The 26,152-nt window shown below is 64.8% G+C and carries 25 protein-coding genes and 1 pseudogene; 16 read left to right on the top strand and 10 right to left on the bottom strand.

The features are described 5' to 3' along the window. The 3 genes and pseudogenes from AC1DT2_RS02690 to AC1DT2_RS02680 form a co-directional block, all read right to left on the bottom strand. A pseudogene (locus tag AC1DT2_RS02690) lies at nt 1–262 on the bottom strand (hypothetical protein); the annotation flags it as partial. Between the two features lie 126 nt (nt 263–388). After that, the gene (locus AC1DT2_RS02685; RefSeq protein WP_477294071.1) at nt 389–1,762 is read right to left on the bottom strand and encodes a hypothetical protein; all 1,374 of its coding nucleotides are present in this window, start codon (nt 1,760–1,762) and stop codon (nt 389–391) included. Nucleotides 1,763–2,043: 281 nt separating this feature from the next. Further along, entirely contained in the window at nt 2,044–3,105 is a 1,062-nt protein-coding gene (locus tag AC1DT2_RS02680; RefSeq protein ID WP_477294069.1) for an aldo/keto reductase, read from the bottom strand. Nucleotides 3,106–3,215: 110 nt separating this feature from the next. Here AC1DT2_RS02680 and AC1DT2_RS02675 point away from each other — a divergent pair, with 110 nt between their 5' ends. The 3 genes from AC1DT2_RS02675 to AC1DT2_RS02665 all read left to right on the top strand — a co-directional run bounded on the left by AC1DT2_RS02675 (nt 3,216) and on the right by AC1DT2_RS02665 (nt 5,358). Continuing rightward, nucleotides 3,216–4,139, top strand: a complete 924-nt coding sequence (locus AC1DT2_RS02675; RefSeq protein ID WP_477294067.1) for a LysR family transcriptional regulator — start codon at nt 3,216–3,218, stop codon at nt 4,137–4,139. Beyond that, nucleotides 4,136–4,519 carry a nuclear transport factor 2 family protein gene (locus tag AC1DT2_RS02670; protein WP_477294065.1) on the top strand — a complete coding sequence of 128 codons (384 nt, stop codon included), beginning with the start codon at nt 4,136–4,138 and terminating at the stop codon, nt 4,517–4,519. Before AC1DT2_RS02675 ends, AC1DT2_RS02670 begins: the two co-directional genes overlap by 4 nt. A gap of 77 nt (nt 4,520–4,596) precedes the next feature. Then, the gene (locus AC1DT2_RS02665) at nt 4,597–5,358 is read left to right on the top strand and encodes a tetratricopeptide repeat protein (protein ID WP_477294064.1); all 762 of its coding nucleotides are present in this window, start codon (nt 4,597–4,599) and stop codon (nt 5,356–5,358) included. Between the two features lie 35 nt (nt 5,359–5,393). On the opposite strand, the gene AC1DT2_RS02660 is transcribed toward AC1DT2_RS02665, so the two are convergent. Next, nucleotides 5,394–5,747, bottom strand: a complete 354-nt coding sequence (locus AC1DT2_RS02660) for a response regulator (protein WP_213949531.1) — start codon at nt 5,745–5,747, stop codon at nt 5,394–5,396. A 149-nt stretch (nt 5,748–5,896) separates the two neighbouring features. On the opposite strand from AC1DT2_RS02660, the gene AC1DT2_RS02655 reads away from it, so the two are divergent. The 6 genes from AC1DT2_RS02655 to AC1DT2_RS02630 are packed head-to-tail and all read left to right on the top strand — an operon-like array spanning nt 5,897 to nt 11,290. After that, nucleotides 5,897–6,754 (top strand): STAS domain-containing protein, encoded by an 858-nt coding sequence (locus tag AC1DT2_RS02655; protein ID WP_477294062.1) that lies wholly within the window; start codon nt 5,897–5,899, stop codon nt 6,752–6,754. Further along, nucleotides 6,754–7,116 carry an STAS domain-containing protein gene (locus tag AC1DT2_RS02650; protein WP_063573796.1) on the top strand — a complete coding sequence of 121 codons (363 nt, stop codon included), beginning with the start codon at nt 6,754–6,756 and terminating at the stop codon, nt 7,114–7,116. Before AC1DT2_RS02655 ends, AC1DT2_RS02650 begins: the two co-directional genes overlap by 1 nt. Continuing rightward, nucleotides 7,113–7,517: an anti-sigma regulatory factor gene (locus AC1DT2_RS02645; RefSeq protein ID WP_213949532.1), complete on the top strand. Its 405-nt coding sequence runs from the start codon at nt 7,113–7,115 to the stop codon at nt 7,515–7,517. The genes AC1DT2_RS02650 and AC1DT2_RS02645 overlap by 4 nt, the downstream gene beginning before the upstream one ends. Continuing rightward, nucleotides 7,508–8,521, top strand: a complete 1,014-nt coding sequence (locus AC1DT2_RS02640; protein ID WP_477294059.1) for an ATP-binding protein — start codon at nt 7,508–7,510, stop codon at nt 8,519–8,521. Before AC1DT2_RS02645 ends, AC1DT2_RS02640 begins: the two co-directional genes overlap by 10 nt. Next, nucleotides 8,518–9,369 carry a sensor histidine kinase gene (locus tag AC1DT2_RS02635; RefSeq protein ID WP_213949534.1) on the top strand — a complete coding sequence of 284 codons (852 nt, stop codon included), beginning with the start codon at nt 8,518–8,520 and terminating at the stop codon, nt 9,367–9,369. Before AC1DT2_RS02640 ends, AC1DT2_RS02635 begins: the two co-directional genes overlap by 4 nt. Then, nucleotides 9,356–11,290: a response regulator gene (locus AC1DT2_RS02630; RefSeq protein WP_477294056.1), complete on the top strand. Its 1,935-nt coding sequence runs from the start codon at nt 9,356–9,358 to the stop codon at nt 11,288–11,290. The genes AC1DT2_RS02635 and AC1DT2_RS02630 overlap by 14 nt, the downstream gene beginning before the upstream one ends. A gap of 34 nt (nt 11,291–11,324) precedes the next feature. Here AC1DT2_RS02630 and AC1DT2_RS02625 read toward each other — a convergent pair whose 3' ends face one another. Beyond that, nucleotides 11,325–12,332, bottom strand: coding sequence for a zinc-binding alcohol dehydrogenase family protein (locus tag AC1DT2_RS02625; protein ID WP_477294054.1), 1,008 nt, complete (start codon nt 12,330–12,332; stop codon nt 11,325–11,327). 178 nt (nt 12,333–12,510) lie between these two features. Between AC1DT2_RS02625 and AC1DT2_RS02620 the strand changes: the two genes are divergently transcribed. The 5 genes from AC1DT2_RS02620 to AC1DT2_RS02600 all read left to right on the top strand — a co-directional run bounded on the left by AC1DT2_RS02620 (nt 12,511) and on the right by AC1DT2_RS02600 (nt 18,379). Continuing rightward, nucleotides 12,511–13,752: a tetratricopeptide repeat protein gene (locus AC1DT2_RS02620; protein ID WP_477294052.1), complete on the top strand. Its 1,242-nt coding sequence runs from the start codon at nt 12,511–12,513 to the stop codon at nt 13,750–13,752. A 141-nt stretch (nt 13,753–13,893) separates the two neighbouring features. Continuing rightward, nucleotides 13,894–16,530, top strand: coding sequence for a M1 family metallopeptidase (locus AC1DT2_RS02615; RefSeq protein ID WP_477294050.1), 2,637 nt, complete (start codon nt 13,894–13,896; stop codon nt 16,528–16,530). Nucleotides 16,531–16,887: 357 nt separating this feature from the next. Further along, complete coding sequence (locus tag AC1DT2_RS02610) at nt 16,888–17,286, top strand: type II toxin-antitoxin system RelE/ParE family toxin (protein ID WP_477294048.1); 399 nt, start codon at nt 16,888–16,890, stop codon at nt 17,284–17,286. A gap of 43 nt (nt 17,287–17,329) precedes the next feature. Beyond that, on the top strand, nt 17,330–17,557 hold the full coding sequence (locus AC1DT2_RS02605) for a helix-turn-helix domain-containing protein (protein ID WP_231873837.1): 228 nt from the start codon (nt 17,330–17,332) through the stop codon (nt 17,555–17,557). 42 nt (nt 17,558–17,599) lie between these two features. After that, complete coding sequence (locus tag AC1DT2_RS02600) at nt 17,600–18,379, top strand: glutaminyl-peptide cyclotransferase (protein WP_477294046.1); 780 nt, start codon at nt 17,600–17,602, stop codon at nt 18,377–18,379. A gap of 49 nt (nt 18,380–18,428) precedes the next feature. Here the strand turns inward: AC1DT2_RS02600 and AC1DT2_RS02595 are convergent, their stop codons facing one another. Together AC1DT2_RS02595 and AC1DT2_RS02590 are read right to left on the bottom strand one after the other, a co-directional pair. Further along, a complete protein-coding gene (locus AC1DT2_RS02595; RefSeq protein WP_477294044.1) occupies nt 18,429–19,277 on the bottom strand; it encodes a PfkB family carbohydrate kinase in 849 nt (282 codons plus the stop codon). 3 nt (nt 19,278–19,280) lie between these two features. Beyond that, nucleotides 19,281–20,585 (bottom strand): NupC/NupG family nucleoside CNT transporter, encoded by a 1,305-nt coding sequence (locus AC1DT2_RS02590; RefSeq protein ID WP_477294042.1) that lies wholly within the window; start codon nt 20,583–20,585, stop codon nt 19,281–19,283. 147 nt (nt 20,586–20,732) lie between these two features. On the opposite strand from AC1DT2_RS02590, the gene rhtC reads away from it, so the two are divergent. After that, entirely contained in the window at nt 20,733–21,362 is a 630-nt protein-coding gene (rhtC, locus tag AC1DT2_RS02585; protein ID WP_213949541.1) for a threonine export protein RhtC, read from the top strand. Here the strand turns inward: rhtC and AC1DT2_RS02580 are convergent. The 3 genes from AC1DT2_RS02580 to AC1DT2_RS02570 all read right to left on the bottom strand — a co-directional run bounded on the left by AC1DT2_RS02580 (nt 21,359) and on the right by AC1DT2_RS02570 (nt 24,444). Beyond that, nucleotides 21,359–21,811: a MarR family winged helix-turn-helix transcriptional regulator gene (locus AC1DT2_RS02580; RefSeq protein ID WP_477294039.1), complete on the bottom strand. Its 453-nt coding sequence runs from the start codon at nt 21,809–21,811 to the stop codon at nt 21,359–21,361. The genes rhtC and AC1DT2_RS02580 overlap by 4 nt on opposite strands. A 106-nt stretch (nt 21,812–21,917) precedes the next feature. After that, nucleotides 21,918–22,685, bottom strand: a complete 768-nt coding sequence (locus AC1DT2_RS02575) for a helix-turn-helix domain-containing protein (protein WP_477294037.1) — start codon at nt 22,683–22,685, stop codon at nt 21,918–21,920. Between the two features lie 103 nt (nt 22,686–22,788). Beyond that, nucleotides 22,789–24,444, bottom strand: a complete 1,656-nt coding sequence (locus AC1DT2_RS02570) for an alpha-amylase family protein (protein WP_477294035.1) — start codon at nt 24,442–24,444, stop codon at nt 22,789–22,791. A gap of 165 nt (nt 24,445–24,609) precedes the next feature. Here AC1DT2_RS02570 and AC1DT2_RS02565 point away from each other — a divergent pair. Next, the coding region (locus tag AC1DT2_RS02565) for an alpha-amylase family glycosyl hydrolase (protein ID WP_477294033.1) at nt 24,610–26,152 on the top strand (1,543 nt) is incomplete at its 3' end.

Here is a 26,152-nt window from a genome sequence, read left to right as displayed (position 1 = left end):
GGTTGGAGAGCAGCAGCTCGCCCATGGCGCGCATGACGAAGAACAGCATCACGCCGATGATCAGGTAAACGAAAAGGATGGACGGTCCAGCCAGGCTGATCGTCTTGCCCGAGCCCATGAACAGGCCGGTACCGATGGCGCCGCCGATGGCAATCAGCTGCAGGTGTCGGTTCGACAGGCTACGCCTGAGGTGCTGTTCGGGTGGCGATTCCTGCGGGTGCGACATCGGCGGCAGCTCGATCGGGACGGAAGAACGGAACATACGGGGGTGGCCGTCATCCGGCAAGGCTAGCGACCGCGTCGCTCGCCCGGTAGGAGCTGATTCGTCGGCGATCCCGCGGCAGCGGGCCAGTTCGATGCAAGCACCCGTTCGCCGATGAATCGGCTCCTACATGGCGGCGGTGTTGCACTGGCTTGGTGGTTTGGCGAAAACATGCTGTTGCTGCCAGCCGTAGTCGTAGGCGACGGTACCGATGCTGAAGCAGGGGCCGAGCGCATCACGTGGCAGCTGCAGCAGCTCGCCATCGACGATGTAGCGCTGGTAGAGCGGCGCGATGTCGCCGCCACCTTCGGCGGCGACGGCAGCGATCAAGGTTGGACCCGGGTCCCGGGTGGCGCTCATCGTGGCCGGTTCGGCGTCCATCCTGCGGAGCGCATCCGCCAGGTCCTTTCGGCCCTGGGTCGCCCCTTTCATTCGCGCATCGACCAGCCAGGCGAAGAGCTCGCCACGCGCGGCGGGCAGGCTTTGCATCTCGCGAATACGGTCGTAGTCCTCGACTACCCGCGCGTTCGACACGCGCCGGAGGGGCGATCCACCGTACGCGCCGAGCGTTCGATCTACGTGCTGGGCGAACGTGACGTCGTCGAGCATGCCCTCTGCACGAAGCACACTGGCCACGCGATAGGCGTTGAAGCCCTGGGTAAACCACGCGTTGGACGTGTCTGCCGCAGGGTCATTCGCCGCCGCCAGACTGCGCAGTACCTCGAACAGCCAGCCTCGCGCAGGATCCTCGTGAGAAAGAAACACCGTTGCTGATGACCCGCCGGCGCTGCTGCCCTGGCCTCCGCCTGCATTGAAAGTCGTCAGGTTCACCGTCAGTTGCGTGGAGCCGTTGTCGCTGTGGGTGCCATGGAGGTTTGCACTGCTGCGCAATGCACTCAACAAGGAGGCCATCTGCGTGGCGATCGCGTCAGTTTCTTGCTGGCGAGTGCCGATGGAACTGATGCGCAATGTGGTCGTTCCGATCGGACGCGTGGTCGAGTAGAGGTCACGCGAAGCCAGGATGGACGTATACGCAAGGTCTCCTGTGGTCAGCGTGTCGTTTGCCAGGGCCGTGGAGGCACGCCAACCAGAGGGCAATGCGATCGTTGCGGTTGCCTCCCGCGTCGCGGGACCTCTCGGAATGGCAAGGAAGATCGCGCCATACGAGAACACCGCGCCGTTAGGGCGCATGACCTTTTCCCAGGCCACCCAGTCGGGAGCGGAGATGGGCTCGGGCGTCGGGGTTCGCCACGCAAGCACGATGTCCGTGCCGGGTGTGGCTGTTACCCGCCAGCGGCCGGCCACTGAGGTGTCGAGTTGGCCGCTCTCAGCATGCACCTCGGCCGGAGGTTGCTTCGGTGGATCGAAGTCGACGGTGCCATCGTCGCCGGTGCGCACGCTAGCCCGGACGGTGATGCCTCCGACGGTGTTTTCTTTCACGTCGAGGCCGATGTCGTAATGCACCGGGGGTGGTTCGTTCGCGTGGGCGAGTGCTGTCATGCCGCCTGTTGCGATCAGAAAAACCCACACCCGCTTCGATATGCCTGCCATAGCCGCTCCTTGTGGTCGGGGGCGGTGTTGCAAGCGGCGGGCCAAGGGAGAGTCGTTGGCAAGGCCGGATCTCGCCAACCATGGGTGTGTCCGCGGACGTATGCCGTGGACACCCCGGACGCGCATCCCCTTGCTCGGTAGGAGCCGATTTATCGGCGATCCCGCGGCAGCGGGCAACGTTACCGCGAGCACCCGTTCGCCGATGAATCGGCTCCTACAGAAGAACGCACCTATACGCGGGTGACGTTGGCGCCGCCCCGGACGGTGTCGTGTACGCGCGGCAGGAACGAGTGCGGGAAGATCGGGCTGATGGCGCTGGCTTCGTCGAGTTTGCGGATCTGTTCGTCGGTGAAGGTGACTTCCAGGGCGGCGAGGTTTTCTTCGAACTGTGCGGCGGTGCGTGCGCCGAGGATCGGGATGATCGTCGGGGCTTGCTTCGCGAGCAGCCAGGCGATGGCGGTCTGCGCCGGGGTATGCCCCACGTCTTCCGCGACAGCTTTCAGTGCATCGACGATGTCGAGGTTGTGTTCGCTCAGCGAACCCATGCCGGCGGCAACAGCGGCACGACCACCGTTGAACATGTCGCCACCCTTATGCTTTTCGACGTCCGCCCGCGAGTACTTGCCCGACAGCACGCCGCTGCCCAGCGGCGACCACGCCAGCACGCCGAGGCCGAGTTCCTGTGCCATCGGCAGGAGGTCGTGCTCCACCGTGCGCTCGATGAGGCTGTGCTCGATCTGCAGCGCGACCAGCGGCGCCCAGCCGCGGAGGTCGGCCAGTGTCTGCATGCGGGCGATCTGCCACGCCGGGGTATCGGAGATGCCGGCGTAGACGATCTTGCCGCTGCGGACGAGGTCGTCGAACGCGCGCATGATTTCGTCGACCGGCACCAGGCCATCCCACACGTGCAGGTAGTAGAGGTCGATGTAGTCGGTGTCGAGGCGGCGCAGGCTGTCTTCGACCGCCCGAACCATGTTGCGGCGATGGTTGCCGGAGGCATTGGCGTTGGTGGGGTCGGTCGTCAGCGAGTACTTGGTCGCGATCACCGCGTGGTCGCGGCGGCCGGCGAGGAACTTGCCAAGCAGGGTTTCCGATGTGCCGCCGGTATAGAAGTTGGCGGTGTCGATGAAATTGCCGCCGCGTTCCATGTAGGTGTCGAGCATGGTGCGGGACTCGGTTTCGCCGGCACCCCAGCCCCATTCCTCGCCGAAGGTCATCGTGCCCAGCGAGACGGGGCTGACGCGCAGGCCGGAGCGGCCGAGGGTGATGTAGTCGTTGAGGCGCTTGCTCATGGGGCGTACTCCGTGGAGGTATGCCGCCAACGATAGTCGCGCGATTGCCCCTGGATAAACGGGCTATCAGGTGATAGGCTTTGAAGCACTGCTTCATAATGGACGCTGCGATGCCGCCCGAGCTGCTGCCCGCGATTTCCGCCTTTGCCCGTGTCGCTCACCACGAGAGCTTTACGCGCGCGGCCCGGGAACTGGGTGTGTCGCCCTCGGYCCTCTCACAGACCGTCCGCACGCTGGAGGGCCGTCTGGGTGTGCGCCTGCTCGACCGCACCACCCGACGGGTCGGCGTGACCGAGATCGGGCGCCGGTTCCTGACCGAGGCGCAGACCGGCCTGACCGCCATTGCCCGGGCCGTGGATGCCGTGGACGAGTCGCGTGAGGCGCCCGCCGGCGTGTTGCGCATCAACCTGTCGCGCGTGGTGGCGGACCTCGTGGTCATGCCTCACCTTGGCCAGTTCATGGACACCTATCCGGACGTGGTCGTGGAGCTGCACTGCGACAACCGCTTCAAGGACCTCATCGCGGGCAGCTTCGACGCAGGCTTTCGCCTGGGCGAAAGCCTGGCTAACGATGTGGTCGCCGTGCCCATCGGCGGGCCGCACCGGCTGGCGAGCTTCGCCTCGGCGGCCTATCTGGCCCGTCACGGCGTGCCGCGCACGCCGGCCGACCTGCTTGCCCATCGTTGCGCGTGCATTCGCCTGGACCAGGAGCGCAGCCTGATGCGCTGGGATTTCGAGCAGGACGGCCGCCTCATCGAGGTCGAGGCCACGCCGTCGATGATCAGTAACGATGCCGACCTGCTGATCGAGGGAGCCCGGCAGGGCGTCGGCATCGGTTGCCACTTCGAGGAGCTGGTCCGGACCGACCTCGACAGCGGCCGGCTGCTGCCCGTGCTGGAAGCCTTCTGGCCGACGTTCAGCGCTTTCCATCTGTACTATCCCAGCCGTGTGCACGTGCCGCGCAAGCTGCGCGTGTTCATCGACTTTTTCCGCGAACGCCACGTTTCGACACCACCCAGGAATCCGCGACCATGATCGACGCCGCACGCCACGCTCTCATCGATGCCTATATCGACGCGTACAACCACTTCGACATCGATCGCATGCTGGCCCTGGTCACGGACGACGTGCGCTTCGAGCACCACACCGGCGACGAACTGAGTGTGGCGACCAACGGCAAGGCCGAGTTGGAAAAGCTGGCCCGCGTGGGCGCGGCGTTGTTCGCCTCGCGCCATCAGAAGCTGTTGAAGATGCACGAGGAAGGCACCGTCGTTATCGCGACGATCGAATTCCACGGTGAGATCGCCGAGGACATCCCCGATGGTCCGGGTGCCGGCAGCATCATCGAGATGCAGGGCACCTCGGAATTCGGTTTCCACAGCGGCAAGATCAACCGCATCATCGATCGCGGATGAGCCGTGATTTCTTGCTGAAAGCCTGCCGACAGGTGCGTTTCCCAAGCTTTGCCTCATCGAAAATGAGGGTGCCTGCGATGTTCACGGTCTGGAAGCGCGCCGCGGTTGCGTGTGTGGTGGTGTCGCTTGCCGCGTGTGCGGCAGCGCTGCCTCCGAGGGAGACGCCGCAGTCGGAGAAGCCGGTCAAGTTGAATTCCGACGACAAGGAAGTGGGCGACGGCATCAGCATGATCAAGGCCGGGAAGCCGCAGGCGGCGATCGACGGCCCCCTGGCGGATGTCGTGACCCGGCTGGAGAAGCAATACGCGAACAGCCCCGACCAGATCTATTCCGCTCGCGGACCGGCGCTGACCCTGGACTATGCGGCCCTCGCGACCGGTGACAAGAAACACCCGGCAACCGGCAAGCGCGTACTCAACATCGGCCCGGCCTGGGCGATGGCGTATTGGGCGCGCGGGTATGCCTATGGCGACCTCGGCCGCTTTCCGGAAGCCGATGTCGAATTGAACAAGGCGCTGCAGTTATCGCCGAAGGATTCGCAGTTCCTGGGCGAGCTGGCGTTCGTGAACCAGCGCCAGGGTCGCTACGACGACTCGTACAAGCTCTATCGTGCGGCGATCCGGAACATCGATCTCATGGATACCTGGCAGGACGCCGAGAAGAACGATTTCCTGTGCCGGGCGCATACCGGGCAGGGATTCGATCTGCTGCAGCTGAAGCGTTACGACGACGCAATGAAAGCCTACCAGGCCTGCCTGAAACTGAAGCCTGACGACGCCAAGGCCAAGGCTGGGTTGGATGAGGTTCGCGGGGTCAAGGTTGCGGTGGGCGCGAAGTAGGGCTGCCGCAAGTACCCATCGCCCCGCGACAATCCTCAGGCAGCCACGTCCCGAAGCGCGGCCAACAACGCCTTCCGGTCATACGGCTTGGCCAGGTAACCCATGCTCGCCTGCAGCCACGCATGCTGCTCCTTGGCCTCGCCCGACGTCACCAGCACGTTCATGTCGGCGTGACGTGTGGCGAGCTCCTGCCCGGAAATCCCTCCCGGCATGCGCACGTCGGTGAACAGTACGTCGGCCTTGCCGGTTTCGAGCCAGCGTTCCGCTTCATCGCCGCTCGAGGCGGTGTGCACGGTCATGCCCGCGTCCTCGAGGATCATCGCGGAGATCTCGCGGATGGCGGGATCATCCTCGACAAGGAGAACGAAGAGCGGTTTATCTTGGGTCATGGAAGGGCACTTCACGAGGTAATCGATGATGTTATCGGCGACGCAAATAACGGGTTCGGTGTGAACCCGGCGTCAACGGACCCGGTATGCCGTGTGCTATTCCCTTGCTAACGGCTGGGCCGCATCATACGTGCTTTAAGGGGATGACCATGACAGCACTCAGCCAGCAGACGATCGACGCCACCCGCAAGAACGAGAGCCAGCTGCTGGCCAGCTGGCAAGCCAACCTCGACGCGAGCGGTGCCTCGCGCGATTCCCGCATCAACCACGCCGAATTCGAGACACAGACGCGTGATTTCCTGCGCCTGCTGCTGGCCGGCACCAACAACGGCGACAGCGCCAACATCGCCGCCAGCGAATGGTCGGACGTTCGCGCATTCCTCGACGGTCTCTCGCGCAGCCGCGCGCTGCAGGGTTTCGACTCGCACACCACGGCCAACTTCATCTTCTCGCTGAAACGCCCGCTGTTCGAACTCGTCCACACACAGTACGCAAGCAACCCGGCCGAGCTCGGCGGTCAGCTCTGGGCAGTGACCGAACTCCTCGACGCGCTGGGCATGTACACCGTCCGCGCCTTCCAGAAGTCGCGCGAGGAAGTCATTGCCCGCCAGCAGGAAGAACTTCTCGAGCTTTCGACGCCCGTGGTGAAGCTGTGGGACGGCGTGCTGGCGCTGCCGATGATCGGCACGCTGGATTCGCAGCGCACCCAGGTCGTCATGGAGTCGCTGCTTCAGCGCATCGTGGAAACCGGCGCGGAAATCGCCATCATCGACATCACCGGCGTGCCCACGGTCGATACCCTCGTCGCACAGCACCTGCTCAAGACGGTGACGGCCATCCGCCTCATGGGTGCCGACGCCATCATCAGCGGCGTGCGTCCGCAGATCGCGCAGACCATCGTGCACCTGGGTCTGGACCTGCAGGGCATCGTGACCAAGGCAAACCTCGCCGATGCGCTGGCGCTCGCGTTGAAGCGCGCAGGTCTTACCGTCACCAAGGCGACCTGATGGAACGCATCCCCATCTTGCGCATGGGCGACTTCCTGCTGGTCACCATCCAGGTGGACATGCACGACGAACTCGCCATGACGCTGCAGGACGACCTCTCCGACCGGATCAGCAAGACGTCGGCGCGCGGTGTGCTCATCGACATCTCCGCGCTGGACATGGTCGACTCGTTTATCGGTCGCATGATCGGCACCATTTCCGGCCTGTCGCGAATCATGGATGCACAGACCGTGGTGGTCGGCATGCAGCCAGCCGTCGCGATCACGCTTGTCGAACTCGGCCTGACGCTTCCTGGCGTGATCACCGCTCTGAACGTGGAGCGCGGCATGAGCCTCCTGCGTGAACGCGTGCAGTCGGAATGAACGTTCTCAGAAGCGGCACTCAGGCGGTTCGCATCGAACAGGACGTGGTGCTGGCAAGACAGACCGCGCGCAAGCTCGCGGTGGAAGCGGGCCTGCGTCTGGTCGACCAGACCAAGCTGGTGACCGCGGCCAGCGAACTGGCGCGCAACACCGTGGTCTACGGCCGCGGTGGCGACATGGATTGGGAAATCCTCGAAGAAGAGCGTCGCAAGGGACTGCGGTTGACCTTTCGCGACCAGGGCCCGGGTATTGCGGACATGAAGCTGGCAATGACCGATGGCTGGACCTCGGGCGGCGGCCTCGGCCTCGGCCTTACCGGCGCGAAGCGCCTGGTAGACGACTTTTCCGTGGAAAGTGCGCCTGGGCAAGGTACCCGGGTCATGATCTGCAAATGGACGTGACCTTTGCCGGAGAACCCACGGTGGTGCTCCGCGTAGAAGACAGCAGCCAGATCGGGCATGCGCGCCGGGTGGCAGTGAGTGAAGCCACGCGGGCGGGTTTCGACGAGACGGACGCGGCCCGCGTGGCACTCGTGGCCACCGAGCTGGCTACCAACATATTCAAGCACGCGCGAACCGGCGAGATTCATGTCGCCGTCGTTCCCGGCGTGGGAACGTGTGGCGTGGAACTCATCGCCGTGGATCGCGGCCCCGGATTCAACCTTGCCGACTGCCTGCGGGACGGCTTTTCGACGGGCGGAACACGAGGAGAAGGGCTGGGCGCGGTCAAGCGCGTAGCCGACGTGCTCGACATGTATGCCGACCAGCGGGGTTCGGTCCTGTTGGCACGCCTGTACCCGAAGGGCTTCTCCCGCGCCGATGTGCGCTTCGGGGCGAGCCACCATCCACTGCATACCGAGGCCGTGAGTGGCGACGGCTGGGCGATGAGCCTGGGTGACGGGGCCATCTCGGCGATGGTCGTCGACGGGCTTGGGCACGGGCCGTTGGCGCATGCCGCCGCACGAGCGGGCACGGACGCCTGGCTCACCGAGGCGCGCAGCGAACCGGTCACGGCGCTTGCCGCGATGGATGCCGCGATGCATGGCACGCGCGGCGGCGCCGTGGCGGTAGCTCGCTACGACCGCAGGACCGATACGCTTCGCTTCACCGGTCTGGGTAATATCGCCGGTAGCCTGCACGACCTGGAGGGCACGCGCGGCCTTGCGTCGCATCCGGGTATTGTCGGCACACGGGCGCGACCCCGGCAGCCGTTCGACTTCTCGCCGGTGCAGGGCCGTTTGCTTATCCTGCACAGCGACGGGCTGCAGTCGCGCTGGAACCTGCGTGACTATCCTGGCCTGGTGACCCGTCACCCAGCCGTGGTGACCGCCTTGCTGCATCGGGACTTCTCGCGTGGCCGCGATGATTCGGCCGTGCTTGCGATCCGCCTGGAGACTTCCGTATGAGTGGCCCCGACGACATCGACAGCCTTCGCGCCCAGAACGACGCCTTGCGCGCGGAACTGGACGAAACGAACCAGGGCGTACTCGCGCTGTACGCGGAGCTGGACAACCAGGCCGAGCAGCTTCGACAGGCCTCGGAACTGAAGAGCCGGTTCCTCTCCTATATGAGTCACGAGTTCCGCACGCCGCTGGGTTCCATCCTGAGCATCACGCGGCTGCTCGATGACGAACTGGACGGCCCACTGACCACGGAACAGCACAAGCAGCTGGCCTTCGTCAGCGGCGCCGCGCGCGACCTCAGCGACATGGTCGACGACCTGCTCGACCTGGCCAAGATCGAGGCCGGTCGGATCACCATTTCGCCGGCCTGGTTCGAGTTGATGGATCTGTTCACCGCGCTACGCGGCATGTTTCGTCCGATCGTGGATGGCACCGAAGCAGACCTGATCTTCGAAGCGCCGGAGGGCATGCCGCGCCTGTATACCGATGACAAGAAACTTTCCCAGATCCTGCGCAACTTCATTTCCAACGCACTGAAGTTCACGCCGCGTGGCGAAGTGCGTGTCTCCGCCGGCATGGAAGGCCCCGACCACGTACGCTTTGCCGTGAGTGATACCGGCATAGGCATTCCCGAAGAATTGCAGGGCGTGCTGTTCGAGGATTTTGCCCAGGTCGACTCGCCGCTGCAGAAACGCCTGCGCGGCACGGGCCTCGGTCTGTCGCTATGCCGGCAGTTCGCACACCTGCTGGGTGGCGAAGTTGGCCTGGAGAGCAAGGCGGGCGTGGGCTCCGTGTTCCATGTCGTGCTGCCGTTGAAGGTGGCCGAAGATGCCCTCGATGCCGCCGAATAACCGACTGCTTATCGTCGACGATAACGCGGCCACGCGTTATGCCATGCGTCGCACCGTGGAGCGTCACGGCTATACCGTGCTGGAGGCGGGTACCGGATCGGAAGGACTCGACATGATCGCCGCGAATGACTTCGCCGGCCTCATCCTCGACGTGAACCTGCCGGACATGACCGGCTTCGACATCGTGCGAAAACTGCGCGATTCGCCGGAGACGCAGCTCCTTCCGGTGATCCATGTGTCGGCCGCCTCGATCGAAACCGGTGACATGATCACGGGCCTCGACAACGGCGCGGATGCGTACCTGATCCACCCGGTCGATCCGGACGTGTTGCTGGCGACCATCCGCACCCTGTTGCGCGTGCGTGAAACCGAAGACGCGCTGCGCGAGTCCGAAGCGCGCTTCCGCGAGATATTCATCAATATTGCCGCACCCATCGGCGTGGTCGACGGCCATCTCAAGGTCATCGAGGCCAACGACGCGTTTCGTCGGCTGGCCGGCGACGCGGGCTGCGACGATTCACTGGATGGCTGCTTCATCGCCGGCCAGGACGAGCTGCTCGGCGAGATGCGGCAGACCCTCGCGACACGGCAGCGCTGGCGCGGTGATCTGTCCATGCACAGTGCGCTGGGCGTGCGCGAGACGGAGTGGCGGGTCACGCCCTACCGCGACGACGCAGGGCTGGTCTTCATCGACGATGTCACCGAACAACGCCTGCGCGAGCGATCGCAGCTGGAACAGATCGACACGGCGACCACGCAGCTGGCGATCGAGATCGCCGAGCGCGAGCGCAGCGAGTCTCAGCTGTTGCAGGCGCAGAAGATGGACGCGCTGGGCAAGCTCACCGGTGGTATCGCGCACGACTTCAACAACCTGCTTACCAGCATCATTACCGGTATCGACCTGATCAATCGCTCGGTGGAAGCGGGCAAGACTCAGGGCGTGCAGCGTTTCGCCGACGCCGCGCTCGGCTCGGCGCGACGTGCTTCGGCACTTACCCACCGCCTGCTTGCCTTCGCGCGCCAACAGCCGCTGGATGCCCAGGCCACCGACGTCAACGACCGTGTGCGTTCGCTCGAAGACATGCTGCGCCGGACGATCGGCGAGCACATCTCGCTGGCGCTCGAACTCGGTGCGTCGCCCGCCATCGCCAGCGTCGACGCGAACCAGCTGGAAAATGCGGTGATCAACCTGGTCATCAACGCGCGTGACGCGATGGATGGCCAGGGCGAGATCCGGGTCACCACGGCGCAGGTGCGGATTGAACGTGATGCCCAGCTCGCCGACGGCGAGTACGTGGTCCTTACGGTGGTCGATAACGGCGGGGGCATCGCGCCGGAGATTCTCGAGAAGGTGTTCGAGCCGTTCTTCACCACCAAACCGCTCGGTCAGGGCACGGGCCTGGGCCTGTCGATGATCTACGGCTTTGCCCGGCAGTCGGGCGGCCACGCGCGCATCGTCAGCACGGTGGGTGAGGGCACCGCCGTGTCCCTGCTGTTGCCGGTCGGCCAGGGCGAAGTGGTTCCCCTCATGCAGCGCACGGCCCCAATCAGCGGCGGCAACGGCGAGCGCATCCTGATCGTCGAGGACACGGACTCCTTACGCATGATGGCCGAGGAAATCCTGGTCCGTGCCGGCTATGAATGCATTGCCACGGGCGACATCGACCACGCCCTGCGCGTGCTGCGTGGCGATGAGGGTCTCGACCTGTTGCTGACCGACGTCGGCATGCCCGGCATGAACGGCCGGGACCTGGCTGAAGTGGCGCGTGCCTGGCGTCCGACCTTGCCGGTGCTGTTCATGACCGGCTATGCCGAGAACGCCCTGCAGCGCTCGCGCTTTCTCGGCACCCGCATGGACATGATCACCAAGCCCTTCGAGATCGAAGGCTTGCTGGCCAGTGTCCACGCTATGTTCGACTAGGCAGCAACGCCAGAAGGGCCGCCAAATCGCGGGACTACCAGCCGGCAAGGACCAGCTTGCCCCGGGCCTTGTGGCTCTGGACGAGCTGATAGGCGCGACGCAGATTGGTAGCGTCGATCTTGCCGACGTTCTCGCCGAGCGTGGTACGCAGCGTGCCGTCGTCAATCAATGCCGCGACGCGAGCGAGCAGTTCGTGCTGGCGAATCATGTCCGGCGTTTCGAACATGGAACGGGTGAACATCGACTCCCAGTGCAGTGAAATCGCCTTCTTCTTGAGCTTCATGGCATCGAGCGTGGCGGGGTCGTCGATGATCCCGAACTGGCCCTGCGGCTTGAGGATGTCGACGATCTGCTCGTAGTAGTCGGCGGTGTGCGTGAGACCCGCCACGTGGTCGACGTGGGTGACGCCGAGTGCGGCGAGCTGAGCAGCGAGCGGCTTGCTATGGTCGATCACGTGATGCGCACCGAGGTCGCGCACCCAGCGTGAGGTCTCTTCGCGCGAGGCCGTGCCGATGACGTTGAGGCGTGTGAGCTTGCGGGCCAGCTGGACCAGGATGGAGCCGACGCCACCACCGGCGCCGATGATCAGCAGGGTCTCGCCTTCGCCGCCGCCTTCGGGCACGCGCAGCCGGTCGAACAGCAGTTCCCACGCCGTGATGGCGGTGAGTGGGAGGGCGGCCGCATGGGCATCGTCGAGGCTGGCCGGCTTGTGTCCGACGATGCGCTCGTCGACCAGCTGGAACTCGGCGTTGCTGCCGGGCCGGACGATGGAGCCGGCGTAGAACACCTCGTCGCCCTTCCTGAAGAGGCTGACCTCGCTGCCCACCTCGGCAACCGTACCGACGGCGTCGAAGCCCAGGATGCGCGGCTCGGTCACCGGCACGCCGGCCCGGAGCTTGGTATCGACGGGGTTTACGGACACGGCGCGGACGGCGACGAGCAGGTCGCGCGGACCGGGCTTCGGCTTCGGCAAGTCGATCTCGACCAGGGCGTTGGCGTCGTCGAGGGGCAGGCCGTGCTGGGTGTAGACGATGGCTTTCATGGGGTTCTCCGTTGGGCAGGGGCTTATGGTCCGCCCTGGGGGCCCCGGGAAAAACCGTCGGAACGCGTGATCAGTTTCATCGCCAGAGGGAAAATAACCTGCCCAAAAAGCCGATATCTTCCGGCCGCTTATCCCCCTATGATGCGCGCACGATCGGCAGGCGGTTCAGGGGAACGGGATGTCGGAAGCGAAGACAGGCACGCTGCTGGGCGACCGTCGGTTCGCCGCGGAAATGGATGCACTGCAGCGGTTCGGCTCCCTCGAACGGGACGCCCAGCTCGGCGACGTGCAGGCACAATTCCGCGTGGCCACCATGTATTTCGAAGGTGAACACATCACCCAGGACCGCTCGCGGTCCGTGCACTGGTTTCGCCGCGCGGCGGAACAGGGCCACCTGGAAAGCCAGTGCCGCCTCGCCTCGCACTATGCCGAGGGCATGGGCGTACCGCGGGATCCCTTCGAGGCTGCCGGTTGGTTCCGCCGTGCGGCGGAGGCCGGTTTTCCCGACGCGCAGTGCGCACTCGGCACGCTCTATGCCCGCGGCAACGGCGTCAATGCGGACCGTGCTCAAGCGCTGCACTGGTGGGGTCTGGCCGCCGACCAGGGTCACGTCCAGGCGTGCGTGAATCTCGGCGTATCCCATTATTTCGGTCGCGGCGTGCCACGCGATGCCGAGCTTGCCTTCGCCTTCTACAGCAAGGCGGTGGAGCGCGGGCACCCCGAAGCACGGGGTTTCAGCGACGCGTTGTGCAGCCTCGGCCACATGTATGTCGACGGCATCGGCGTGACCCGCGATGCCGCCATGGGTGCGCATCACTTCCGCCGCGCGGCTGAGCTGGGTAACAGCATCGCCCAGTTCACCCTCGGCAAGATGTACCTGGAAGCCAGCGATCYTCCCGGCGATCGCGAGCAGGCCCGGTTGTGGCTGGGTCGCGCGGCCGCCCAGGGCGACAGTGAAGCGAAGCAGCGAATGACCGAGCTGGACGCCGAGGCCGCGGAGACTCCCGCCGGGACGGAACGCATCAGCCAGATCGGCCCGCAGGATGCCCCTGCCCAGTTCCTCCTCGGCCAGCGCCTGGCCTCGGGCGACGGTGTCGCTCGCAACGAACCGGAGGCTGTTCGATGGCTGGCCCTGGCCGCCGATCGCGGTCACGTGCCGGCTCAGTACGCCCTGGCACAGATGATCGATCATGGGCGCGGCGTGCCGCGTAACCTCGAGGAGGTGGTGCGTCTGTACCGGTCCGCCGCTGGCGGCGGACATGCCGACGCCCAGTTCGAGCTCGGCCTGCTTCACGAGCGCGGCGAAGGCGTGCCGCGCAACGCTGCCATTGCCCGCGCCTGGTACCGCAAGGCGGCCAAGCGCGGCCACCTGAAGGCCATGCGCCGGCTGGAGAAGCCCGCCTGGTGGAAGTTCTGGTAGCGGCGCAGCCAGAGCAGTACCCGCAAGATCCTGCGACCATGACTTCCGGCGCTTCTCCGGCCTCCACCGGTGCCCCAGCATCAGGGTAATCGACTCCGCCGGAGCTGCCGGCAGGGCGACGCACCCCCTGGGATCTCCATCATGCGTACACCTCTCGTCTCCGCGATTGCCTTCGCGCTCGCCGGCCTGACCACCGCGGCGTTTGCCGCCCCGGCCGCCGACACCAGCGATCAGCTCGCCACCACCCAGCTTCCGCGCGGCGTCCGTCCGACGCATTACGACGTCTCCGTCGTACCGCATGCCGACAAGCTGGCGTTCGAAGGCAAGGTCGCGATCGCCGTGGACGTGCTGGATTCGACCTCGTCCATCACGCTCAACGCAGAAGACATGACGTTCGCCAACGTCACGCTCACGCCGGTCAAGGGCAAGGTGAARTTCGCTGCACCGAAGGTGGCCATCGACGCCGCCGCGCAGACGGTGACGTTCACCTTCGACCACGCGATTCCGGCCGGTAGCTATCGCCTGGCGATGGATTACACGGGCAAGATCGGCACGCAGGCCAACGGCCTGTTCGCCATCGACTATGACACCAAGAGCGACGGCAAGAAGCGCGCGCTCTACACGCAGTTCGAGAATTCCGACGCGCGCCGCTTTATCCCCTCGTGGGACGAGCCGGCGTACAAGGCTACCTTCACCGTCGATGCGACCGTGCCCGCCGCCGATATGGCGGTGAACAACATGCCCGTCGCGTCGAGCAAGGATCTCGGCAACGGCCTGAAGAAGGTGACCTTCGCGCAGACGCCGAAGATGTCGACCTACCTGCTTTTCTTCGGCGTGGGTGAGTTCGACCGCGCCACCACGATGTCCGATGGCGTCGAGATCGGCGTGATCACCCAGAAGGGACTGACCTCGCAGGCCCAGTTCACGCTGGACACGGGCAAGGACGTGATGAAGGAATACAACGCGTATTTCGGCGTGCCGTATCCGTTGCCGAAGCTGGACAACATCGCGTCGCCGGGCCAGAGCCAGTTCTTCGCGGCGATGGAAAACTGGGGCGCCATCTACACCTTCGAATACGCGCTGCTGCTCGATCCGTCGATTTCAACGCAGGCCGATAAGCAGGAAGTCTTCAACACCGCCGCGCACGAAATGGCGCACCAGTGGTTCGGTGACCTCRTGACCATGCGCTGGTGGGACGACCTCTGGCTCAACGAAGGCTTCGCCTCGTGGCTGGCGTCGCGCACCACCGAGCGCCTGCATCCGGAATGGCACACGAACCTCTACGCGATCGCCACGCGCGAGGGCGCGATGTCCCGCGACGCCGTCGCGACCACGCATCCGGTGGTGCAGAAGATCGACACGGTGGAGCAGGCCAGCCAGGCGTTCGATGAGATCACCTACGAAAAGGGCGAGTCCGTCATCCGTATGCTCGAGGCCTATGTGGGTCCGGATGCATGGCAGAAGGGCGTGCAGGCCTACATCAAGGCGCACGCCTATTCGAACACCGTGTCGAACGATCTCTGGAAGGAAATCGATAAGGCGGCTGGCAAGCCGGTGAGCACCATCGCGCACGACTTCACGCTTCAGCCGGGCATTCCGCTGGTGCGCGTGGAATCGGCGACGTGCACGAATGGTTCGACCACGCTGAAGCTGGCGCAGGGTGAGTTCACTCGCGACCGCCCCGACAAGCAGGCGATTGCCTGGCACGTGCCGGTGATTGCGAAGACGATTGGCGGCGCGGCGACGACCACCCTGCTCGAGAACGGTTCGGGCACGATCACCGTGGCCGGTTGCGCTCCTGTCGTCGTCAACGCCGGCCAGACCGGTTACTTCCGCACGCTGTATCAGCCGGCGCAGGTGAAGGCGTTGACCGGCAACTTTGCCAAGCTCGAGCCGATCGATCAGCTCGGTGTTTTCGCTGACGTGTGGTCGCTGGGCATGGCGGGCCTCGAGCCGGCGTCGGATGTGCTCGACCTCATCAAGGTCGCGCCGCTGGATGCGCCGCCGCAGTTGTGGGACAGCATTGYGGGGGACTTCAACGCCCTCGACGCCTATTACCACGGAGACACGAAGCGCCAGGCCGTGCTGCGCAAGTACGCCATCGCGCGTTTGTCGCCGAAGTTCGCTCAGGTCGGTTGGGAAGCGAAGGCAGGCGAAGAGGCACCGGTCGCGATCCTGCGCTCGTCCCTCATCGCCACGCTTGGCATCCTCGGCGATACCAAAGTCATTGCCGAGGCACGTCATCGCTACGAGACCGACACGATGCCGGCCGAACTGCGCAAGGTGATCCTCAGCGTCGTCGCCGAGCATGCTGACGTGGCCACCTGGGACAAGATGCACGAGGCGGCCAAGGCGGAGAAGTCCCCGCTGGTGAAGGACCGCCTGTACGGCTTGCTCGCGCAGACCGAAGACGAATCCCTGGCCAAGCGTGCACTCGACCTCGCGCTGACCGGTGAAGCCGGCGAGACCAACAGCGCCGCACTGATCTCGGGTGTCTCCCGTCGCCATCCGGAACTGGCCTTCGACTTCGCCGTGGCGCACAAGGACAAGGTCGACAGCTTCGTCGACTCGACCTCTGCCTCGCGCTACTACCCGCGCCTCGCCTCCGGCTCGCTCGAACTGTCCACGATCGACAAGCTGCAGGCCTTCGCMGAGAAGAGCATCGCCCCGACCTCGCGTCGTGATGCCGAGACCGCGGTGACCACCATCCGCTACCGCAACATGGTGCGCACGCAGCGCCTGCCGGCGGTCGACGCCTGGTTGAAAAAGAACGGTTGATAGATCGCTTTGAGTGACCGAACCGCCGGCCTTCTTGCCGGCGGTTTTTTTATGCGTAAGCGGCTAGCTGCTGCGCAGCTCATGTCCCAGCGGCTCCTCCGCAAATCCCATCTCGCCGCAACAGCTCGGCGCTGGATCGGTAGGAGCCGATTCATCGGCGAAGGGTGCTCGCGACTCGCTACGGGTCCGTCCAAGATTCGCTCGCTTTACGCCGCATTCGACCCGATGCATTCCTACACATGAAAGCGTAAATCGCCGTCACGCGCTATCGGCTGACCCGCCTTACCGCTCAATGGGCCGGCACCTAAAGTGGAGAAACATGCCCGCTACGGGCATACTCACAAGGACGGGCTGGACATGAGGGTCCTCAAGCGAAGGGACTTTGCGCGATGGCAGGCACGGGAACGTCTTCCTGATGCCGCGTTGTGCAAAGCGGTGCAGGAGATGGAAGGCGGCCTTGTTGATGCGGAGCTTGGCGGCTGTCTTTTTAAGAAAAGAGTGGCACGTCAGGGCACTGGCAAGAGTGGTGGTTACCGCACGCTGCTGGCAGCTAGCATCGGACGCCGCCACGTGTTTCTGCACGGCTTCGCCAAGCATGCGGTAGCAAACATTTCGGACGATGAGCGTAGGCATCTGCAGTTTGAAGGGAAGATTCTTCTACGCCTATCCGCTGAGGACGTGTCGCGGGCCGTGGAAGACGGCAAATTAATGGAGATTTATTGTGGCGAGCAAGATCATCGAATCAGTGCGGAGTGACATGGCTGCATTTCACAGGCTTGGAATAGTCGATAAGGTGACGATGCGTGAGTTTGACGCCATCTGTCCTCCGCCCGTGCGTGCTTTCAGTGCCGATGACATCAGGGGATTGCGCGACAAGCTCAATTTCAGCCAGCCCATATTCGCACTTCATCTGCACACATCCACGTCTACCGTACGTAAGTGGGAACAGGGCGACACACGTCCCACCGGCCCCGCGCTCAAGCTGCTCAATATCCTCGCTGACAAGGGGTTGCGTGCAATCGTGTAACCGCGCTTACACTGCCGCCTACCGAACGCTGGACCCTTCGCAATGAATCACCCCATCGCCCGCAAAACCTTGTGGGCCTGCCTGACCATCGCCCTGGTCCCAGCTGCCTGCGCCCAAGCCGACAACATCCCCGTCCACCCCTACCGCATCATCCACACCTATCCCCACGACCCCACCGCCTTCACCGAAGGCCTCTTCTACGAAGACGGCTTCTTCTACGAAAGCACCGGCGAATTCGAAGGGGCGGGCGTGCGCAAGGTGAAGCTGGAAACCGGCGAAGTGGTCCAGCGCCGCGACACGCCAGCAGGCTATTTCGGTGAAGGCATCATCGCTTCGAACCAGCGCATCCTGCAGCTCTCCTGGCAGCAGGGCGTCGGCTTCATCTACGACAAGGCCACGTTCAAGCTCATCGACCAGATTCGCTATCCGGGCGAAGGCTGGGCGATGACGCGCGATGCCGACCACATCTACATGAGCGACGGCACGCCGGTCATCCGCATCCTCGATCCGCAGACCTTCGCGCAGACCGGTTCGATCAGCGTGACGGCGAATGGCGTGCCGTTGCAGCAGATCAACGAGCTGGAGTGGGTGAAGGGGAAGATTTACGCCAACGTGTGGCAGACGCCGCGGATTGCGCAGATCGATCCGAAGACGGGGCACGTGGTGGGGTGGATCGATATGACGAAGCTGGTGGAGGCGCAGACGGTGGGCGACCCTGCCAACGATGTTCTGAATGGGATCGCGTACGACGCGGCGCACGATCGCCTGTTCGTTACCGGGAAGCGGTGGAAGGCGGTTTACGAGGTGAGGGTGGGGCGGTAGTTGTTTCGTGGGCGGAGAGCATCGCCGCTGAAGCGGCTCCCACAGAAAGCTAAGCCAGGCAGGCGGCGGTCAGGGCATCGCGGAAGCAGGGGGCGTCTACGAGCTTGGCGGCGAGGGTGCCTTTGAAGGCGTCGCCGAGGCCGCAGGAGCCGGCGCGGTAGACGTCGGCGCTGTCGCCGTGGCGGTCGGTGCCGTGGGAGACCAGGCAGGTCTTGTCGAGCGAGACGACGACGGTGCCGGCGCAGAGGCGGCGGGCCAGGGCGTTGATGGTGGTGTCGTCCATGCCCGTTACCGTGCTGGCGGTGATGTCGATGGAGAGGAAGCGGCCGCAGCAGCGTGCGAACTCGTGCAGGCTCAACAGCAACACGTCGGTGCTGGCGAACTCGCGGACCGACAGTGCCGGCGGAAGCGGGCCGGGATCGAGAATGCGCAACAGCCTTTTCGAGCCAGCGAGCTCAAGCGTGGCCGCCACCGTATCGATATTCGCTTCGGCGGAGATCAACAGCACCTTCGCCGAGTCGAAAAGATCCGACTGCGTGGCAACGAAGTCCACGGAAAGATGATCGTTGGCACCTGAGGACAGCGCGGAAATCGTCTGCCCCTTCGCGTCGACAATCAAAGCCGTACGCCCGGTACGCGCGCCTGGCGTCATCTGCCAGCGCGCGTCGACCAACGGCGGCAAGCCGGACGGATCGATCACGTCATCGCCGATCGCGGCAATAAGCCCGACAGCCACGCCGGCATGCGACGCGGCGACGGCCTGATGAAACGCCTTCCCGCCCGGCCGACGCTCGAAGTTATCGGCATAGGCGGGCTCACCATTGCGTGGAAGCTGCGCTGTCTGCCAGCGCTCTTCTTCGCTGTACCCGCCGATGACGATAAGACGTACGGCGGTCATTCCTCAGAACTGCTCGAGCACGCCGGCGATGGTCGCCGTCATGAACGTGGCGATGGAGCCACCCAGCACGGCGCGCAGGCCGAGGCGGGCGAGGTCGCCACGACGATTTGGGGCGAGGCCACCGATGCCGCCGATCTGGATCGCGATGGACGAGAAGTTGGCGAAGCCGCACAGCGCATACGTCGCGATGAGGCGGCTCTGCGGCAGCAGTTGGTCGAGATGCTTGGCGAGGTCGGCATAGGCGACGAACTCGTTGATGACGACCTTCTCGCCGATGAAGCTGCCGACGAGGGTTGCATCCTGCCAGGGCACGCCGATCAGCCAGGCGATCGGCGAGAGCACCCAGCCGAAGATGGTTTCGAGGCTGAGCTTGATCTCGTGGCCGTTAGCGGCGGACAGCCAGGCATTGAGGCTGTGGTCGCCACCGAGCGTGCCGAGCCACTGCACCGGACCGTTGACGAGGGCGATGAGGGCGATGAAGGCGAGCAGCATGGCGCCGACATTCATGGCCAGCTTGAGGCCGTCGCCCGCGCCCGTGGCAGCGGCATCGATGATGTTGGCGGTGGTCTTCTCGACCTCGATCTTCACGGTGCCGCGGGTGAGCGGCTCCTGCGTTTCGGGCACGAGGATCTTGGCCAGCACCATGGTGGCCGGGGCCGCCATGACCGACGCGGTAAGCAGGTGCTTCGCGTAGAACATGCGCTGCGCCGGATCGTCGCCGCCGAGCATCGCCACATAGGCGGCCATCACCGAGCCGGCGATATGCGCCATGCCGCCGATCATGACGGTCATGAGCTCAGCCTGGGTCATGCGCTCGATATAGGGCTTGATGGTCAGCGGCGCTTCGGTCTGGCCGATGAACACGCTGGCGCAGACGCTGGTGGTCTCCGCACCGGAGACGCGCATCACCTTGGTGATGACCCAGGCCATGCCCTTGACGATCTGCTGCATCACGCCGATGTGGTACAGCACGCCGGTGAGGGCGGCGAAGAACACGATGGTCGGCAGCACCTTCACGGCGAAGATCACGCCGAACTTGGAGCTGTCCAGCAGGCTGCCGAAGATGAAGCGCGAACCGACGTCGACATAGTCGAGCAGGTGCACGAAACCGGTGGCGATCGCGTCGAAGACGTCGCGGCCCAGCGGCACCTTGAGCACGACCGCCGCAAAGGCGATCTGCAGGCTGATACCGGTGGCGACGAGTTTCCAGTCGACAACCCGCTTGTTGTTCGAAAAACAGAAGGCGATGGCRATGAGCATCGCCAGACCGAACAGGCCAAACCCTACATGGCCCAACAGACCGAGCATCGTGACTTACCCCTATGAAGGCCGGGGGTAGCCCCGTGACCGCTTTTCGTGAACTCGTTGAGAGACGGGAGGTTACGGGAGGTGGCCTTGTGGGGCAAGGTAGCCCGCGAAATTGGGACTGAGACCGGTCTGGGTTACCCTTTGCGCATGAGCCTCTTCCTGACCATCGCCCTCGTCCACATCGTCGCCCTGATCACGCCGGGGCCGGATTTCTTCTTCGTTTCCCAGCTGGCGGCAAGCCGGTCGAGACGCGAGGCCCTGGCCGGTGTCGTCGGCATCGCCCTTGGCGTGGCCGCCTGGGCCGCCCTGGCCCTGCTCGGGCTGCATGTGCTGCTGCAAAGGCTGGCGTGGCTGGAGCGCGGTATCGCCATCCTTGGCGGCGCTTACCTGTGCTGGATGGGGTTTCAGCTGCTCCGGGCCGCCTGGCGGGCCAAGCCTGACGCCGTGGCGCCGACGGTGGACGTGCGCGGCTCCAGTCCCTGGAAGGCACTCGTACGCGGGCTGGCGACCAACCTGGCCAACCCGAAGGCAGCCATCTACTTTGCGTCGATCTTCTCGGCCTTCGTCGGCGATGAAATGACGGCGGGCGCACGCTGGGGCCTGTGGGCCATGATCACGGTGGAAACGATGCTGTGGTTCGCCGTGGTCGCCGGCATCTTCGCCCTGCCGGCCATGCGCCGGGGCTATGTCCGGGCCAGTCGCTGGATCGACGGTGGGGCCGGGGCGATCTTCTCGCTGTTCGGCCTGTACCTGATCTTCGGTCGCCGCGCGGCCTAATCTTTCTCGAGATTCCGGGTGACCTGGGCCAGGCTTTCCGCGAGGACGGCCAGGTCCGGCGTGCCCAGGCCTGCGAGCGCGCCGCGCGCGAGATCGGCCACCAGGGCGCGGACCCGCTCGGCCATGCGCTTACCTGCCACGGTGAGGCCGATGTCGACGAGGCGGCGGTCGGCTTCGTTGCGTACGCGGCGCATCAGTCCGCGCTCGATGCCCGCATCCACCGCATGGGTGACCGTGCTGGCGTTGACGCCGCAGGCGGAAGCCAGCTCGGTGGAAATCATGCTGCCACGCGTGGCCAGCAGCAGGAGCATGTCGCTCTGCAGCGCGGTGATGCCGAACTCGCGCTGGGCGCGACGGCCAACGGCATCGCGCAGGCGGGATCCCGCCAACATGAGGTCTCGGCCGAGGTCGAGCGCCGCCCCGCTGTTGTTATCGTCGTCGCCGCTCATGTTCCTGCCGATGCCGCTGTCGTACGTGAAAGGATACGTAGCCGATGGAATGATGGATTGACTGAAAGCACAATCGTTTGGCGTTTCCGACCCGCATTTGTAGGTCTTAATCGGCAGAGCGACGCCATGCGCCCGGCGGCATGCCGACGGTGCGGGTGAATACTCGAGTGAAGTGACTCTGCTCGGCGAAGCCGCAGGCCAGCGCGATATCCGCCAGCGAGAGATGATTGATCCGCAGCATGTCCTGCGCGCGTTCGATGCGCCGGTCGAGGAGCCAGCGGTGCGGCGGCTTGCCGATGCTGCGGCGGAAGGCGCGTGAGAAATGATTGACGGAGAGGCCACAGGCCTCGGCGACATCGGAGACCGGGAACGACTGGTCGAGCCGCTCTTCCATATAGGCAATGGCCCGGCGCTCCTGCCAGCCCGCGAGACCGCCGCGCGGCGCGCCGGGGTCGTCTCGTCCGGGCGTACAGGGAAGGATGGCCCGCAGGGCCAGTGCCACGTGGGCGAGCAGGGGCGCGTTTGGCGCCTCGGCCCGAAGACTGTCGAAAAGTACCTGGGCCAGGGTGTGCACGGCCGGCGGGTGCGTCGCCTCGGTGCCGGCGGGGCGTTGCCGCCGAAAAAGGATGGCCCCCGTTCCTTCGTCCGCCATGCGATTGGCGCGATAAACGAGCAACAGCTCGTCCTCGAGACCGTCGACGGCCTCGAGCAGGATCTCGATGACTTCATCGCGCTGGCGCAACTCGTGCAGCAGGCTATGCCTTCCCCTCGGTCCGTCACCGCGATCCAGCGCGGCGGAGCGCTGGGCCAGGTCAACGATGACGGTGGCCGTACGCGGTGTCGTGGCGATACAGGCTGCTTCGGCGCGATACATGGGCCGATCCTCATGGGAAATCGGATGTGGATCGAAGCATTGCGCACGCAAGGATCGCCGGCCACCCCCTAATGGGGTATGTCACATCTGCAACACCTGGTTCTCACACGCCGTCGACTTCTTTTCGCCGGAGCACGTAGCCCAGTCCGCCTTCACGGAACCAGCGGTACCCATACGGTTCCAGCAGGATCCGGTGTTTTCCCCGGCCGTCAGGTTGGCTGTGGTCGTCCGACAAAAGATTGACCAGGGGCTCGGACAGGGTGAATGCCGCCTCGCACGGCGCGTTGGAGAGGTTGTGCAAGAACAGCACGGCATTGCCGCGCCAGGTATAGCGAACCATCAGGATGGCGTTGTCATCGAGCGGGAGCACGTCGAAATCGCCCCAGGACACTTCGAGCACCTCCTTGCGCATGCGGATGACACGTTCCATCCAGTTGAGCAGGGAGCCGGGGTCGCGTCGCTGCTCGGCCACGTTGACGTGAGGAAAGCCGAACGGCCCGTCGCCGATGACCTTGCTCACCGCGCGCTGCGCATCGGTGAAGCCGGCGAGCCGCTCGGTGGACCATTGCATGGGCGTACGCGCGCACTCACGCTCGGGCAGGGAGAGGTCGTCGCCCATGCCGATTTCGTCCCCATAGCGGATGACCGGCGTGCCGGGCAGGGTCAGCATGAGGCTGTACGCGAGCTCCAGCCGCCGACGGTCGTTGCGCAGCATGGGGGCAAGGCGCCGGCGAATGCCGCGATCGTAGAGCTGCATGTCCTTGTCGGGCCCGAATTCGGCAAACACGCGATCGCGCTGGCGCTTCGTCAGCCGGCCGAGATCGAGTTCGTCGTGGTTTCGAAGGAACATGGCCCACTGCGCCGTGGACGGTCGGGGCCGGGTCTTCTCCAGTGCGCCGACCAGCGGCCTGACGTCGCCGGCGGCCAGCGCATAGAACAGGTTCTGGTTGACCTGGAAGTTGAACATCATCTGGAGCCGGTCGCCGTCGTCGCCGAAATATTCCAGATCGTCTTTCGGCAGCACGTTCGCTTCGCCCAGGATGATCGCGTCGCCCTGGCGCCACTGCAGCAGCTCGCGGAACGAGCGCAGCATGTCGAACTGTTCCTTCGGCTTCGTTACGTCCGCGCCCTTGGTCGAGATGACGAAGGGCACGGCGTCCATGCGGAAGCCGGAGACGCCCAGCTGTGTCCAGAACCCCATGATCTTGAGGATCTCTGCCTGCACGTACGGGTTCGAGGTGTCCAGGTCAGGCTGGAAATCGTAGAAGCGGTGGAAGTACCAGGCCTTGGCTTTCTTCTCGTAGTTCCAGGTGCTTTTCTGCACGCCGGGAAACACCATGCCGGTGTTCGCGTTGGCCGGTCGCGTCTTCGACCACACGTACCAGTCGCGATATTTCGAGTCGGGATCGCGACAGGCCTCGCGGAACCAGGGGTGCTGGTCCGAGGTATGGTTCACCACAAGGTCGATCAGCACGCGCATGCCGCGCTGATGCGCCGCATGGGTGAACTCGACGAAGTCGCCCAACGTGCCGTAGCGCGGGTCGACGTTGTAATAGTCGCTGATGTCGTACCCGCCGTCCTTGCAGGGCGAGGTCTGGAACGGCATGAGCCACACGGCGGTCACGCCCAGGCCTTGAAGGTAATCCAGCCGGCGCCCGAGTCCCTGGAAGTCGCCGATGCCGTCGCCGTTGGAATCCTGGAAGGTTCCCACGGAGAGGCAATAGATGATCGCGTTCTTGTACCAGAGGTCGTTGATCATGACGGCAGCCGGTGCACGAGGTAGGAGCAAGAGCCTACGAGGAGTCGCGTGAAGGCGTTCCCTACACATTCCCCCCAACATTCTGTTGGCCACGGCTCCATGTAGGAGCCGATTCATCGGCGATGGCCCGCAGCGACGCCTCACATCGATCAACAAGGTACGGGCATGACACACCCCCTCTGGTGGCAAGACGGCGTCATCTACCAGATCTACCCGCGCTCCTTCGCGGACGCCAACGGCGACGGCATCGGCGACCTCGAAGGCATCCGCGCCAAACTCGGTTACCTGGCGGGCCTGGGCGTCCGTGCGCTTTGGATATCGCCGATCTTTCCCTCACCGATGGCCGATTTCGGCTACGACGTCAGCGATTATCGCGGCATCGACCCGCTTTTCGGCGATATCGAAAGCATGGATGCCCTGATTGCCGATGCCCATGCCCTGGGCCTCAAGATCATCCTCGACTTCGTGCCGAACCATACCTCCGACGAACATCCCTGGTTCCGCGAAAGCCGGCGTTCGCGCGACAGCGCCTTCCGCGACTGGTATCTCTGGCGCGATCCTGCGCCCGGTGGCGGTCCGCCGAACAACTGGTTGTCCAATTTTGGTGGCAGCGCCTGGGCCTTCGACCCGCCCACGGGCCAGTACTACCTGCACCTCTTTCTYGACAAGCAGCCCGACCTCAACTGGCGCAATCCGGTCGTCCGCGAAGCCATGTACGACGCCATGCGCTTCTGGCTCCGCCGTGGCGTCGATGGCTTCCGTGTGGACGTGCTCTACCACGTCATGAAGGACGCGCAGTTCCGTGACAACCCGCTCAACCCGGCGTATCGCGAGGGCATCGATTCGGAGGCGAACCGGTTCCTTCCCGTCTACACGGCCGACCTGCCGGAGGTGCTCGGCATCGTGACCGCCATGCGCGATGTCATCGACGAGTTTCCCGAGCGGGTCTTGATCGGCGAGCTCTACCTGCCGCTGGACCGGATCGTCGCTTATTACGGCGAGAACCTGGACGGCGCGAACCTGCCGTTCAACTTCCTGCTGATTGGGACGGCGTGGGAGGCGCGAACYATCGCCAGCCTGGTCGAGCGCTACGAAGCGGCGTTGCCCGTCGGCGGCTGGCCTAACTGGGTGCTTGGCAATCATGACAAGCCGCGCGTCGCCTCGCGCGTAGGTGACCTGCAGGCCCGCGTCGCCGCGGTGTTGCTGCTGACCCTGCGGGGCACGCCGACGATGTATTACGGCGACGAGATCGGCATGCACGACGGGGTGATCACGCCGGGCCAGGTGCGTGACCCCTTTGAGCTCAACGAGCCCGGCAAAGGCCTCGGTCGCGATCCGCAACGCACGCCGATGCGCTGGTTTCCCCGTGAAGGCGCGGGGTTTACTCGTGGTATTCCCTGGTTGCCCGTGGGCGACCACGTCGCGACCTGCAACGTGGCCAGCGAGGCGGAGGATCATGCGTCCCTGCTGTCGCTCTACAAAGCGCTGCTTTGCCTGCGCCGTGACAGTCGCGCGCTGAGCGTCGGTAGCTTTCGGCTGCTCGCCGTCGATGACGCCGTGATGGTGTACGAACGTTGCGATGGCGAYGAGCGCTATGTCGTGGCGCTCAATTTCACCGACGGCGAGAGGCTGTTGCCCTTGCCCGTGCCGGGGGCCGTGGTCATCTCGACCGTGGCAGGCTCGTCCCCGGCCTTGCTTCGCCCGGGGG

The sequence above is a fragment of the Luteibacter sp. P4_E6 genome (assembly GCF_056401535.1).
Note: the sequence above shows the minus strand (reverse complement) of the source record. Positions and strands in the feature narration are given on the sequence as shown.